Origin of the sequence: Methylorubrum rhodesianum, from assembly GCF_014199985.1 — a bacterium.
Lineage (GTDB): Bacteria > Pseudomonadota > Alphaproteobacteria > Rhizobiales > Beijerinckiaceae > Methylobacterium > Methylobacterium rhodesianum.
On sequence record NZ_JACHOS010000012.1, the window covers coordinates 157,383 to 170,661 of the forward strand.

Consider the following 13,279-nt stretch of genomic DNA (forward strand, 5'->3'; position numbering starts at 1 on the left):
GGGCGAAACCTTCGCGAAATCAGCAATGTTCCTGCTGTTCGAGATCGCTGTCGATCGAAGACGCTCTGGCGATCCGTGAAGGACTCCCCGCCGCGCCTCAGAGTCCGCTCGAAGGGCGCAGACGGGCCATGCAATGCACGTCGTCGAAGCGGCCGTTGCGGAACGAGGCGGCCCGGTGCGTGCCCTCGATGACGAAACCGAATTTCTCGTAGAGGGCGATGGCGCGCGCATTGTCCGTGAAGACCGTCATCTCGATGCGCGAGACGTTGATCCAGTTGTCCGCGGTGTCGATCACCGCCGCGAGAAGTCGCGAGCCGATGCCGTTGCCGGCGAAATCCTCGTGGACCGCGATCCAGAACTCCGCCGCGTGCGCGCGCCGGCCGTAGAAGGGACGCAGGGCCGCCGCCCCGACGACCCGGCCGTCCCGCTCTGCGGCGAGGTGCAGATCCCGCGGCGAGCGGGGCTCCGCCCACTTCTTCACCGCCTCGAACGACTCGAAGGGGAGCGCGAGGGTTCCGAAGCGGAAGGCGGGCTGATTGTAGATCTCGAAGAGATCCGGCGCGTCCTCCTCGCGCATCGCCCGAATGGTCAAGTCCCCGTCTCTGCCCATGCCGTTCATTCCGGTCCGTGCTCCCTGAGAGGTGGTTCTGGCTCGTTGCGGGGCGTGCTCACGTCCACTCGAAGCGCAGCGTCTCGCGGAAGGCGAAGCGCTCGATGTGGCGCACGACCACGTCGCGCAGGTCGGGCAGGCTCGCCGGATCGTGCGCGGTCAGGCCGATGGTCAGGGTCTCGGCATCGGCGGAGAGCCGCGTCTCGCCGAGCGGCAGCGCGATCCGTGCGTCCGTCGCGCTGAACTCGGTCTCGAACCGGTGGGCCCAGTGCTTGCAGAGCTGCTGGAGATAGCGGCTCGCATGCGGGGTGCTGACGACGGCGTGGCTGTCGGGCATGGCGGTCTCCTTGAATGTCCGCTCAGCGCGCGGCGTGGAGGGGGGCGGCCCCGCGGCGGCCGGCGGTGGCGGTCCGCACGCGAAAGAGGTCGGTCGGCAGGACGGAGAAGGAGGCCTCGCCGAACCATTCGAGCGAGGCTTCCGCCTGCGGCGGCAGCGTCTTGAGGAAGGCGTCGTAATCCAGCGCGCCCTCGAACAGGGCGGTCATGCCCTCGCGCCGTCCGGCCGCGGCGTAGACGTTGGCCGGCTCGAACACCGACAGGTCGGCGCGGCTGCGCACGTTCTTGAGGTGGTAGTAGTCGATATGCGGGCTGAGCCGGGCATGGGCCGCGAACGGGTCGTCGCCGCCCTCCCAGACGTGGAGCGTGTCGAAATTCACCCGCAGGTTCGGGTGATCGACCGCCGCCAGCAGGTCGAGGAGCGAGCCGGTGGTGTCGGCCAGCGTGCCCGGATGCGTCTCGACCACGAGCCGCAGGCCCTGATCGGCGAGCTGCTCCGCCGCCATCCGCAGACGCCGGGCGACGTGGGCGCGCTCTTCGGCCGAGGCGGTGGCGCTGCCCTTCGTGCCGGCGAAGGTGCGCAGCCGCGGTGCGCCCCAGCTGCCCGCAAGGCGGGCGAGTTCGGCGGTCCGCTCGGTCAGGGCTTCGGGCGGCGCATCGAGCGGCAGGTAGTCGCTCAGCATCGGCACCCGCAGGCCGTAGGCGGCGAGCCATTCGGCGTGGTCGCCGGGGCCGAGATTGCGGGCGTGGACCCCCCACAGCTCGATCCCGTCGAAGCCGTGGCCGCGGGCGAAGCGGGCGAGTTCGCCGATCGAGACGAGGTGATGGCGAAAGCTGATGGTGCAGAGGGCGATTCTCATGCGGGGAGCCTTTCGCGGAAGGACGTCGCGCATCCGGGATCCGGGCTCGCCTGCCGCCATGCGGCGTAGGCGGCGGCGAGCTGCCGCTTGATCGCGAATTCCTGCGCATCGAGCGCATCGAGCCGTCCGAGGACGGGGCCGAGCTCGGCCGCCTCGCCACCCGCCTCGGCTGTCCGGGCGAGCTTCAGCACGGCGTAGTGCAGGGCGGTGAGGCCGTTCACCAGGGCCTCGATCTCGTCGCAGATCCGCTGGAACTCCGGGTCCGGCCAGCGCAGGGCGCGCCAGAAGAAGGCGAAGCCGTGTTCGTAGGCCCATTTGCGGATGCTGATGACCGGCAGTTCGCGCAGCGCCTCGCCGAGATCGGCGAGCCTCAGCCCGCCGCGCCCCTCGGCATGGGCGAGCACGATGGCGCGCGCGGCGTCGATCAGCGGATTGGTGTCGAACCGGAAACAGGCGTCGAAGAAGGCGGTCAGATCCGCCGCCGTCGGGGGATGGGCGCGCGCGGGATCGAAGCGGTAGCCGCCGGCGACGCTGGGCTGGCGGATCGCGTTCAGCATCCGCTCGCGCTCGATCACGCCTTCCCAGCGGAAATCGGGATCACGGACCTGCCACAGGTCGGGATCGTCGCTGAGCGACACGAGCAGGTAGTGCGGGAAGGGGTTCTGGTTGAACTTGTTCTCGCGCTCGGGGAGGTGGAACATGTCGAGCATCACCATGATGCTCGACTCGGGCTCGCGCCGCTCCATGAGGTCGAGCAGGGTGGCGATGTTGTCGTCCTTCGAGCGGGAATGGTCGTACCAGGACACGAGCGGCACGCCGTAGAGCCGCTCGAACCAGTAGCGGAACGACTCGTGGTCCATCGCGTCCGAGTGGTAGGCGAGGCGCGAGCCGTCGGTGATCGCGAACTCGGCGTCCCAGATCAGGGCGTAGAACGGGCGATGGTCGATGCCCCGCGCCTTGAGCCCGTCGCAGACGCAGCTGACGAAGCAGTGGATCTTCAGATCGTAGGGCATCGGGCCGTGGACGCCCTCGGAGGGCGCCTGCGGTTCGGCGGCGACCGGTGCGGCCGGCTCCGCCCCCGGCGCCAGGATGCGGGCGAGGTCGGCGACGGTGGAGACGTCCTGCCGGTTGATCGCCGCTTCCGGCACCGACACCCCGTGCGTGATCTCCAGGGCCAGGATGAGCTGAAGCAACTGGACGGAATCGAGGTAGAGATCCTCGTTCAGCCGCGCCTGAGGCCCGAAGCGGTCGAGATGGGGATGGCGCATCTCCTCGCGCAGGACCGTGCCGATGGCCGCGACCAGCGTCGCGCTGTTCATGACGACGCTCACGCCACCGCCTCCAGGCCACCGTCCCGGTACTGCGCAGCGACCGCGCGGCGAGAAATCTTGCCGTTGGCCTCGCGCGGGATCGCGCCGACCTGCACCGCCTCCACCGGCACCTGATGGCCGGCGAGCCAGCGGCGGCACCAGTCCTGGAGGGCGCGGGGCGGCACGGGGCGTTCCGCGCTGAACAGCAGCGTCACCCGCTCGCCCGCGAACGGGTCGGGCCGGGCGAAGGCCACGGCGTCGGTGACCCCGGGCATCGCCATCACCACGTCCTCGACCTCGCCGGGATAGACGTTGAGGCCCGAGACGTTGATCGTGTCGTCCTTGCGCGCGACGAAGACCAGCATGCCGTCGGGCTCGAGATAGCCGAGATCGGCGGTGCGGATCGCCCCGCCCTCCCCCTCGACCACGATCTCCGCCGGCGCCTCGGCGCCGGTCCCGGCGCGGACGCGGTGGTGCGGCAGCGGCCGGCCGATGGCGTCGGCCCGGCGCAGATCCGGATTGATCGCGATGCAGCCGGCTTCCGAGCAGCCGTATTGCTGGAACAGGTGGGTGACGCGCCCGCGGATGGCGGCGAACCAGGGCGCGGGCAGGAGTGTGCCCGAGACCATCGCCGCGTGCAGGGTCTCGCCCTCGGGCATGAGTCGGGCCAGCGTGTGCAGCATGGCCGGCGCGGTGTAGAGCACCGGCCGCTCGATCTCGCGCAGGCGGCGCAGGAGGTATTTCGGGTTGGTGGTGTCCACGATCACCGGCACGCGGCCGCGCGCCAGGCCCACGAAGAGGCCGCAGATCAGACCGTAGGAATGGGTGATCGGGCAGGCGATGACCGGGGTCATGCCGTCCGGCTCGGTGAAGGCGCCGACGTAGCTCTCGATCTCGCGCTCCACCGCGCTCCAGGGGCGGGCGATGCATTTGGGCTCGCCGGTGGTGCCGGAGCTCATCTGGAGCAGCTCGCCCTCCCCCGGGACCGGCGGCGCGGCGCCGGCGAGCGCCTGGCCCTCCAGGCCGTCGAGCAACAGGCGGTGGCAGCCGGCGCGCTCGGCGAGCCGGCGCGCGCCCTCGTCCGGCAGGGCCGGATGGATCGGCAGCAGGCTCGCCCCGTGCCGACGGGCGGCGAGGATGAAGGCAAGGCACTGAGCAGTGTCGCGGAAGCGCGCGGCGACGCGCTCGCCGCTGCCGCCGCGCAAGCCGGCCGCGTCCCCGACGCGGCGGATGGCGGCCTCCATCGCGTCCGCCGGGATGGTGCGGCCGTCGATCTCGATCATGCAAGCTCCGGAAAGGACGTCGGGGGAAGGGAACAGGGTGTTGGGGGCGTGGAGGCTGCCCTGCGCCTCGCCGAGCCCGAGCTTGCGCGACAGGAGCGCCTCGACCCGCAGCCGGGGCGCCTCGACCGACAGGCGGGCGAAGCGCGCCTCCAGCCCGTGCGCCACGGCGTGGCGCCGCAGCCGCCGGCCGAGGCTGCGCCAGAACATCGCCTCGTCGAGACCGTGCCGGCGGGCCAGGAGGCCGGTGATCTCGCTGAGGTTGAAGACGAACAGGCTGTCGGTGACGAGTTCGGCCAGCGTCGCGGCCGAGCGCATGGCGTGGAAGCGATCGTCGATCGGGCCGGCATGGGCCGGGTCGATCGCCCCGAAATCCGGCACCCGTTCCGGGTTCGTCACGAAGTCGGGCGCGTATTCCGCGCTCTCGTGGAAGTCGCGCAGGATCACCCGTTCCGGCCAGCCGTCGCGGTGGACCAGGATCATGTTCTGGCCATGCGCCTCCAGGGCGACGCCGTGGGCCGCGAGCAGGTGCCAGACCGGCAGCACCGCGACCTCGACGAGGCGGTCGAGCCAGGCATGGCGACCGTGGCGGTCGAGCCAGGGCGCGACGAAGCTGGTGCCGTCCACCTCGCAGGTGGCGAGGGCGTTGAAGGGGACGGCCGCCTCGCCCGGTTCGAGACGCGGGCTCTCCCGCCAGATCGCGGCGAGATGCCCGGCGAGCGGCCCGTCCCGGTCGGCGAGCACGGCGGCGTACTCGCGCAGCAAGGTCACCCGGCCGCGCAGCCCGGGATCGGCGGCGACGATGCCGGCGAGCCAATCCGACAGGGCCGGGCCCGTCAGCACGAAATGCGGGTCGAGGATGCGCAGGCTCGAGGTCGAGACCACGCTCAGGGACAGCTTCACGCTCGCGGCGGACGGATCGTCGAGGTTGTGCAGCGTGCGCAGGGACTGGCTCGCGACGTAGCGCGGACCGGCGGCGCCGAGGGCAACCGCGCGGCCCTCCGCCAGCCAGGGCTGCAGTGCCGCGCCTTCGAGCCGGCGCATCTGCCAGGGATGGACCGGCAGGAGCGCGTGGGTGTCGAGGGAGGCGCCGGCCGCGCCGAGTCGGCCGGCGAGGAGATCCCATGCACCGCCGAGTTCGGCCCGCCAGAACGCGGCTTCCGCGCCCGGCAGCGCGAGGGCGATCGCGTCACGGCCGATCGCCAGCCATTCGAGGCGGAACGGCGCGGCGGCCTCGGGCCCGTAGCGGCGGTGGTCCTCCAGGGTGAAGCCGGTGCGCGCCTTGAAGCTCGGATGGTAGGGATGCCCCTCCCACAGCGCCGCATCGAGTGCGGCGAAAGGCAGGTCGCGACGCGCGGGGAGCGACAGGGCCCGGGCGTTCCAGCGGCAGAGTTCGACCGTCTGCCGCAGCTCGGCCAACAGGCGACTCCGGTGCTCGGGGGCGGCGGGAAGGAGATCGACGAGGGCGGCGAGGTCGGCGGGAGCCCAGGCGCCCGCCCCGTCCGCCCACTCGATCGAACCGGGATCGAGCCGGGGGCGGCCGAAGGGGCCGAGGGTGCCGGTCGCGCGGAAGCGGTGCGGCCCCAGCCGCCACGCGAGCCGGCGGGAGCCGCCGGCGGGCTCGCACGCGGCCAGCCCCTCGAACAGGACGGCCTGTGCCAACTGGCGCAGGACGCGCTCTTCCGGCCGCTCGATGCCTTGCCGCTCGATGCCTTGCCGTTCCATGTCTTCACGACGCGAGGGCACGGCCGGCCTCGTCCCGAACTGCCCGACCCGCGAAGGGGTTCGGCATGTCGATGTAGTTGCCGGTGCCGTCGCCCGAGGCGAGCTCGTCGCGGTCGCACAGGCGGACCCGCAGGTTGGCCTTGGTGCAGAGCGTCGGCCCGTCGAGCACCGAGCGGGCGAAGGCGCGGCCGGCGCCGGTCAGGCGGCGCGCCATCGCCTCCAGGCGGTGGCCGAGGTCGTCGAGGAGTGTCTCCTCGCGGGCCAGCCCGTCATGGCCCATCCGGGCGATGACGGAGAAGATCTGGTTGACCACGAGGTAATAGGCGAGCCGCCGGCGGATCTCGCCGTCGGCGAAGTAGAGCGAGGCGATGGAACCGGTCTCGGGCGCGTCGCGCAGGAGCCGGGGGCGGGCGGCCTCCGACAGGTAGAAGCCCTGGTTGTCGCGGTAGAAGCCGCGCTGCGGCCAGCCGGAGGCGAGGTCGAGCAGCGCGTTCTGCTGGTGCGCTTCCAGCGCGATGCCGTGCGCATCGTAGAGGGCGACGACGGGCTCCAGCATGCAGTCGAGATAAAGCCCGAACCACGTGCGGGCGGCCTGCGCCCGCCCGGCCGGGCCGTCCGGGCAGAGCCGCCGCAGGAGCGCCTCCAGCCGCGAGGGGCGGCCGGGCAGCGGCTCGGCGGTCAGGGCCGCCAGGGTGGCGACACCCCGCGCCGCCCCCGCGCGGAACGGGTTTTCGCGCAGCACCGTCTCGAAGCCGCTCTCCTCGCCCTCCGCGCGGCCGGGGTCGTGCAAGGTGAGATAGGCCGGGTCCGTGAGGATCCGGAAGTTGGGGTGGCGGGCGCCGAAGCCGTTCCTGGCCAGGAGCCGGGCCATGGCGACGCCGGCCTTGAGTTCGGCGAGCCGGTTCACCCGCAGCGAGTTGGTGAGGGTGACGGGCAGCGAGAACTTCGCCATCCACGGTCTCCCCGCCGCGTAGACGGTGCGCAGCGAGGAGGTTGCGGTGAAGCGGGGGCCGAAGGCGCCGAGCGGCCGGAGGCGGCCCGCCTCGACCAGGGCGGCGATGGCGGGCTCCAGCATCAGCGCCTCGGCCTGGAGCGGGTGCATCGGCAGGGCGGTCTCGCCCGCGCGCAGGCCCAGGCGGCCGGCATCCGCGCCGATGAGGTCGAGGGCGAGGTCGGGCGCGGAGCGGGACACCGCCGAATCGTGGCGGACGAGGCCCGCCTCGGCGGCGAACACGGCAAGCCGGAACGTGCCGCCCTCCTCCGGCGCGTAGGCGCGGGCCTGCCAGGTCGTGAGGCCTTGCCGGCTCTTGGGCGTCGGGTGCAGCCAGTGGCCGAAGACGAGGGCGCGCTCGGCCGCGATGAAGTCGGTCTCCGCGGCCTCATCCCCGCCCTCGGCCCGCCCCGTCAGGTCGAGCAGGCGCGCCGTCTCGCGGTAGCTGTCGAGCACGCGCCCGAGAAGCTCGAGTTCGCGCTCGCGGGCGGTCTCGCCGCTGCCCGCATCCGCACGGGAATAGGCCTCGCCGAGAAGCTCCTGGAGCGCCCGCATCGGTGCCACCGGCCGCCAGCGCGGCTCGTGAAGGTGGCGGGTCCAGAGGCGGCCGAATCCGTGCGCGCCGCACAGCGAGGGTGACCGGATCTCGGCGCGGATCGCGAGGCGTCGGCTGCGCAGGTTCCATTCCACGCACGGGGCGGGCGGCGCGTCCGCCAGCGCGTGCCGGACGCGGATGCCGGGGTCGATCTCGCGCAGGTACCCGTTGGCGAAGCTGCGGAAGGCGGCCGCCTCGGCAACGGCTTGGGACGAGGGTGGCATGGCGTTCGAACCTCGTGAGAACCTTCAGGAATGGGGGCGGCCAGGGGGGCCGCCAGGGGGGCGGCCGAGCCCCGGCCGGACCCCGGTCAGGAGGCGGTCGATGGACGGCCAGAGGTCGCCGCCGAATCGCCGCCAAGTCGTCGCCAAGTCGTCGCCAAATCGCTGCCGGAGCGCGGGCCGCCGCTCCGCCGGATCCGTGCCGATCCCTCTTCCGTCCGGGCCGGTGGCACCTCCGGTGGCGCGTCAGGCGCGTGTCAGCGCATCGCCGCCGGGCGGAGCGTCGTTATGCCGAACCCACCGTTGCGCGGGCGGGCAAAAAGGGCACGCGGCAGCAGGAGTAAGGAGAAGGCTTTGCTCGAAGCGTATGAAGAATAAAATTGATTTTTGCTGTACTTGCTCATCGGACTGAGGACTCGCTCGAATCGCGTAAAGCTGAAGGCGTGTTGCGCAAACCCAACGTACGCGTCAAGAGAAGTCGATTCGATTGGAATTGTTCTTGATTCAGGGTGATTGCTGCTTTTTGTTTCGTGCCAATCGGTTGGCGGTACGAAAGTCCTTGATTTATTCTTTCCTGTCTCGGGTCATGGATCGAAGAGGGAGGCGTGCCGCGGCGCCGCCCGCCAAGGGAGTGGCGTGGGCGGCCGCTCTCGGGCCGATCCTGGGTTGTGCGCCGCTCGGGGCGCGTCACGGTGCCCTCGCCCCAAAGGTCTGGTTCGGCTCAGGCTCGATCGTCCGGCAGCCTTGCCTGATGATCTCGATCCGTCGTCAGCGTGTGCATGGTGGCAAGATAACCTGTTGCTGATCTGCAACGAGATGATGAAATGACTCGAGTGCTTCGTTTGTAATAATTCTCGTCTTGGTTCTCGGATCTACATTTCGACTGCTCGTCCAATGCCTTGCGATAGCATCGGCGGATAGACTGGAAGCTCTATAAGCTACTGCAGGACTTGCATTATCGGCGCATCTCCTTCTGGTCGATCCTCAATCATCGAGTGCAGGATCATCTGTGGGCGGCGGGGCCGATGTCATGACGGGAGGGGCGACGGGGGTGTCGATCGATGCCCTCTACCGGCACGAGGGGCTGAAGCTCCGGCGCTTCCTCAACCGCCTGCTCGACAACCCGGCGGATGCCGCGGATGCGAGCCAGGAAACCTATCTGCGCATGGTCGCCGCCCTCTCGCGCACGAGCATCGAGCACCCCTCCGCCCTGCTGTTCCGCATCGCCACCAACGTCGCCCTGCGGATGCGCAACCGCGGCCGTCTGGAGCGGACCCTGTTCGCGGCCAAGTGCGAGGCGGAACTCGCCGAGATCGCCGACGGATACGCCCTCCCGGAGCGGCAGGCGATTGCCCGCGAGGAGCTGATGCGGCTCGCCGCAGCGATCGATGCGCTGCCGCCCCGCTGCCGCGAGGTGTTCCTGCTCAGCCGCCTCGACGGCCTCGCCAACGGGGAGATCGCGCTGCGCCTCGGCATCTCGCGCAACATGGTCGAGAAGCACGTCATCAAGGCGCTCCTGCATTGCCGCCGTAGCCGCCTCGATCTTTTTTGAATCGCCATCGTTTTTTGAATCGATCGCATCAGGAGGCCGCGACCTCGTTGATCTAAGGGGATAGGAGACCCGCGCCGCGCTATACCGGGCCGCGGCGGGCCCCCGGGGGAACGACGTGGTCGCCAGCGACGGGACGGATGCCGACGACGGTGAGGATCCGGTCGAGCACGAGGCCGCGGCCTGGGTCGCGCGGCTCTCCTCCTCCGACGCCACCGAGGACGACCGCAGGGCCTTCGAGGCGTGGCGCGGGGCCGATCCGGCCCGTACGGCGGCCTATGCCGAGATGGATGCGCTGTGGCGCAGGCTCGGGCAGCTCCCCGACCCGCGCCCGCGCAAGAGGGCGCCGAAGAGGCTGGCCGGCCTTGCCGCCCTCGCGCTGATCGGCGGCGGCGCCCTGGTGCATCAGCTCGGGCTCCTCGATCGGATGCGCGCCGATCTGTGGAGCGACGTCGGCACCATCGAGCACGCGACCCTCGCCGACGGCAGCGGCGTCGACCTCAACACCGACACGGCGCTGGCGGTGCGGTTCACCGAGCGGGAGCGCGGGATCGAGCTTCTGCGGGGCGAGGCCAGCTTCGATGTGGTGCCCGATCCCCACCGCCCGTTCGTCGTGCGCGGCGGCGGCCTGAGCGTGCGCGCGGTCGGGACCCGCTTCTTCCTGCGCGCGGACGGGGCGGCCGGTCCGGTGGGGGTGGCGGAGGGGCGTGTCGACGTGTCGGGGCCGGGCGGGCGCGCCGTCGTCTCGGCCGGCGAGGCGATCCGTATCGGCGAGGGCGCCCTGCGGGTGGTTGCCGCGGATGTGGAGCGCGACACGGCGTGGCGCGACGGCCGGCTGATCTTCGCCGGGCAGCCGCTGGCGGCGGTGCTGGCGGAGCTGAACCGCTACCGCCGCGGGCGCATCGTGCTGCTCGACCGCGGCCTCGGGGCGCGGCGGGTGACCGGCGCGTTCGACGCCCGCAACACCGACGAGGCCCTCGATGTGATCGCCGCGACCATGGGCGCCCGCATCCGCCGCCTCTCGCCCCTGCTGGTGCTGGTCGGATCGCCCCTGTGACCGGGTGATGGGGAGGGGCGAAAAAAATCGCTCGTCCGACGTCAGGAGATGGCGCGCCCGTTGATCTTAATCGGCGAGGGCGCGGACGACGCGAAGCGTGCCGCCCCTCCCGATGGATCGATGGGGCTTATGGCATGGCGTCGCGTGCGCGCAGGTTTTCACGGGGCCGGATGGTGGGACTCGCGCTGGCGGGCGTGTCGGTCGCGGTGATGACGCAGGCGGCCGCCGGGGCCCGCGAGATGACCGGCCCGATCACCGGTCGAGTGACCGGGGAAGCGAAGGGCCCGCCCGGCCGGGCGGCCCGGGCGATCCTGACCGAGGCGCCGATGGCCGCCGATCCGGTTCGCCTCGCCATTCCGCGGGGCTCGCTGGAGACCGGCCTCGTCGCCTTCACCCAGCAGGCGGGGGTCAAGCTGGTCTATCCGACCGAACTGACGGCGCGGCTGGAGACGCAGGGCCTCGCGGGCGAGTTCGCCCCGATCGAGGCGCTGACCCGACTCTTGGAAGGCACCGGCCTCACCCCTCGGCCGGCCGGCGCCTCGACCATCACCCTGGTCAATCCGCGCTACGTCCAGCTCGGCGCCGAGCCCGCGAGCACGGTGACGCTCGACGAGCTGCACGTCCAGGGGCAGGCTCAGGGCCGGGCCAGGGCCGCCGGCCTGCCGCCGCCCACCGGCACGGTCGGCCAGCCGCCCGTGCCCTATGCCGGCGGCCAGGTCGGCTCGGGAACCCGGGTCGGCTTCCTGGGCAACCGCTCCGTCCTGAAGACGCCCTTCAGCATCACGGGCTACACCGAGAAGCTAATCGAGGATCAGCAGGCGGTGTCGCTCGCCGACGTCGTGCTGAACAACTCGTCGGTGCGCAACGACGCGCCCCCCTACAGCGAGCGCGATTCCTACTTCATCCGCGGCTTCTCGGTCACCAACCTCGACACCGCCTTCGACGGCCTGTTCTATCTCGCCAATCCGCGCCGCTCGTTCACCGAAGGGCTGGAGCGCGTCGAGATCCTGCTCGGCCCCTCCGCTCTCCTGAGCGGCGGCACCGGCCGCGTCGGCGGCACGATCAACCTCATTCCGAAGCGGGCCTACGACGAGCCGTTCGCGCGGCTCACCACGACCTATCTTAGCGACGCCCAGATCTGGACCCATGCCGATCTCGGCCGCCGGTTCGGCGAGTTCAAGGAATGGGGCGTGCGCTTCAACGGCGCCTACCGCACCGGCGCCACGCCGCTCGACAACAACGCGATCGAGGTGGGGGTCGCCGCGCTCGGCCTCGACTATCGCGGCGACCGGTTCCGCGCCTCGCTCGACATGACCCACTCGACCCAGAACGTGACGGCGCCGACCTCGCTGTTCAACGCGGTCGCGCCGGGCATCCCGATCCCGCGCGCGCCGAACAACCGGATCAACACCGCAAACCCGTTCGAGTACAACGACAGCCGCTACGGCATGATCGCGGGCCGGGCCGAGTACGACATCCTGCCCGACACGACGGTCTACATCGCTGGCGGAGCCAGCCGCTACAACGAGGACTTCCTGACCTCGAACTACCGCGTGACGAGCGTGACCGGGCTGGCGACCAACACGCTCGCGATCCAGCCCCAGGAGATCCAGGGCCTCACCGGCGAGGTCGGCCTGCGCACCCGCTTCAGCACCGGCTTCCTCGACCATCAGGTGAGCATTTCGGCCGTGGAGGCGAACAACAAGAACTTCCGCGGCGGCTTCGTCCCGCCGGTCTTCACCCCCTACACCATCAACATCTACGATCCGGTCTACCTGCCGACCGGATCGGTTCCGACGATCGGGCTGCCCCGCTCCGCCTCGCAGCCGCTCTTCGCCCAGCTCTCCGCGCGCAGCGTGGCGGTGGCCGACACCCTGTCGCTCTTCGGCAGCGACCGTTTCCTGTTGACGCTCGGCGGGCGCTATCAGGAGATCGACCAGCAGGGCTTCGCCACCCGGCCGGGGCCGACGCAGGGGCAGGTGACCTCGAACTATCAGGAGGGCCGCTTCAGCCCGGCCATCACCTTCGTCCTGAGCCCGTTCGAGAACCTGTCCTTCTACGGCAACTACATCGAGTCGCTCGACCCGGTGGCCGCGGCGCCTCTTGTGGCAATCAATGCAAACGCCCTCTTCCCGCCCGCCGTGGGGCGGCAGAAGGAAATCGGCGTCAAGTACGATTTCGGCACCATCGCGGCCACGGCTGCGCTGTTCGAGATCGAGTTGCCGAACGCCTTCACCGATCCGGGTACCCGCATCTACTCGGTCAGCGGCCGTCAGCGGAACCGCGGCGTCGAGCTGAACGTGTTCGGCGAGGTCGTCCCGGGCCTGCGGCTGCTCGGCGGCGTCACCTTCATCGACGCGGAACTGGTCAACACCCCGGGCGGACAGTTCAACGGCCGGGCGGCGCCCGGCGTGCCCGATACCGCGTTCAACCTCTACGCCGAGTATGACCTGCCGCCGTGGCTGGCGCCGGGCCTGACCCTGACCGGCCGGGCGATCTACACGAGCAGCATGTTCTACGATCAGGCCAACACCCAGTCGGTGCCGGACTGGACGCGCTTCGACGCCGGCCTGCGCTACACGACCGAGGGCGTGAACGGGAAGCCCGTGGTGTTCCGCGCTCTCGTCCAGAACCTGCTCGACGACTCGTATTGGGCCTCGGCCGCCCGCGGCTTCCTCGCCGTCGGCGCGCCGCGCACCTTCATCGTGTCCGCCTCGGTCGACTTCTGAGGACAGGCCGCCCGGT

The 13,279-nt window shown here is 70.9% G+C and carries 10 protein-coding genes; 3 read left to right on the forward strand and 7 right to left on the reverse strand.

From position 1 onward, the window contains the following. Positions 1 to 97: 97 nt before the first annotated feature. The 7 genes from HNR01_RS18335 to HNR01_RS18365 all read right to left on the reverse strand — a co-directional run bounded on the left by HNR01_RS18335 (position 98) and on the right by HNR01_RS18365 (position 8,332). A complete protein-coding gene (locus HNR01_RS18335) occupies positions 98 to 619 on the reverse strand; it encodes a GNAT family N-acetyltransferase (RefSeq protein WP_017484387.1) in 522 nt (173 codons plus the stop codon). 49 nt (positions 620 to 668) lie between these two features. Next, positions 669 to 947: a DUF2218 domain-containing protein gene (locus tag HNR01_RS18340; RefSeq protein ID WP_183668942.1), complete on the reverse strand. Its 279-nt coding sequence runs from the start codon at positions 945 to 947 to the stop codon at positions 669 to 671. Between the two features lie 22 nt (positions 948 to 969). Next, positions 970 to 1,806, reverse strand: a complete 837-nt coding sequence (locus HNR01_RS18345; protein ID WP_017484389.1) for a sugar phosphate isomerase/epimerase family protein — start codon at positions 1,804 to 1,806, stop codon at positions 970 to 972. After that, positions 1,803 to 3,125, reverse strand: a complete 1,323-nt coding sequence (locus HNR01_RS18350) for a DUF6005 family protein (protein WP_183669013.1) — start codon at positions 3,123 to 3,125, stop codon at positions 1,803 to 1,805. Before HNR01_RS18350 ends, HNR01_RS18345 begins: the two co-directional genes overlap by 4 nt. Positions 3,126 to 3,133: 8 nt before the next feature. Continuing rightward, on the reverse strand, positions 3,134 to 6,142 hold the full coding sequence (locus HNR01_RS18355; protein WP_375373265.1) for an IucA/IucC family protein: 3,009 nt from the start codon (positions 6,140 to 6,142) through the stop codon (positions 3,134 to 3,136). Next, positions 6,126 to 7,931 carry an IucA/IucC family protein gene (locus tag HNR01_RS18360; RefSeq protein ID WP_153874873.1) on the reverse strand — a complete coding sequence of 602 codons (1,806 nt, stop codon included), beginning with the start codon at positions 7,929 to 7,931 and terminating at the stop codon, positions 6,126 to 6,128. Before HNR01_RS18360 ends, HNR01_RS18355 begins: the two co-directional genes overlap by 17 nt. A gap of 254 nt (positions 7,932 to 8,185) precedes the next feature. After that, the gene (locus tag HNR01_RS18365) at positions 8,186 to 8,332 is read right to left on the reverse strand and encodes a hypothetical protein (protein ID WP_153874872.1); all 147 of its coding nucleotides are present in this window, start codon (positions 8,330 to 8,332) and stop codon (positions 8,186 to 8,188) included. A 626-nt stretch (positions 8,333 to 8,958) separates the two neighbouring features. Between HNR01_RS18365 and HNR01_RS18370 the strand changes: the two genes are divergently transcribed. The 3 genes from HNR01_RS18370 to HNR01_RS18380 all read left to right on the forward strand — a co-directional run bounded on the left by HNR01_RS18370 (position 8,959) and on the right by HNR01_RS18380 (position 13,263). Further along, positions 8,959 to 9,480, forward strand: a complete 522-nt coding sequence (locus HNR01_RS18370) for an RNA polymerase sigma factor (RefSeq protein ID WP_183668944.1) — start codon at positions 8,959 to 8,961, stop codon at positions 9,478 to 9,480. Between the two features lie 115 nt (positions 9,481 to 9,595). Further along, positions 9,596 to 10,534, forward strand: a complete 939-nt coding sequence (locus tag HNR01_RS18375) for a FecR family protein (RefSeq protein ID WP_183668946.1) — start codon at positions 9,596 to 9,598, stop codon at positions 10,532 to 10,534. Positions 10,535 to 10,704: 170 nt separating this feature from the next. Beyond that, positions 10,705 to 13,263, forward strand: coding sequence for a TonB-dependent receptor (locus HNR01_RS18380; RefSeq protein ID WP_183668948.1), 2,559 nt, complete (start codon positions 10,705 to 10,707; stop codon positions 13,261 to 13,263). Positions 13,264 to 13,279 lie beyond the last annotated feature (16 nt).

What these genes read in the sequence shown, in the direction of transcription:
- HNR01_RS18335 (WP_017484387.1), bottom strand. Translation starts at nt 619, where the DNA reads ATGAACGGCATGGGCAGAGACGGGGACTTGACCATTCGGGCGATGCGC.
- HNR01_RS18340 (WP_183668942.1), bottom strand. Translation starts at nt 947, where the DNA reads ATGCCCGACAGCCACGCCGTCGTCAGCACCCCGCATGCGAGCCGCTAT.
- HNR01_RS18345 (WP_017484389.1), bottom strand. Translation starts at nt 1,806, where the DNA reads ATGAGAATCGCCCTCTGCACCATCAGCTTTCGCCATCACCTCGTCTCG.
- HNR01_RS18350 (WP_183669013.1), bottom strand. Translation starts at nt 3,125, where the DNA reads ATGAACAGCGCGACGCTGGTCGCGGCCATCGGCACGGTCCTGCGCGAG.
- HNR01_RS18360 (WP_153874873.1), bottom strand. Translation starts at nt 7,931, where the DNA reads ATGCCACCCTCGTCCCAAGCCGTTGCCGAGGCGGCCGCCTTCCGCAGC.
- HNR01_RS18365 (WP_153874872.1), bottom strand. Translation starts at nt 8,332, where the DNA reads ATGAGCAAGTACAGCAAAAATCAATTTTATTCTTCATACGCTTCGAGC.
- HNR01_RS18370 (WP_183668944.1), top strand. Translation starts at nt 8,959, where the DNA reads ATGACGGGAGGGGCGACGGGGGTGTCGATCGATGCCCTCTACCGGCAC.
- HNR01_RS18380 (WP_183668948.1), top strand. Translation starts at nt 10,705, where the DNA reads ATGGTGGGACTCGCGCTGGCGGGCGTGTCGGTCGCGGTGATGACGCAG.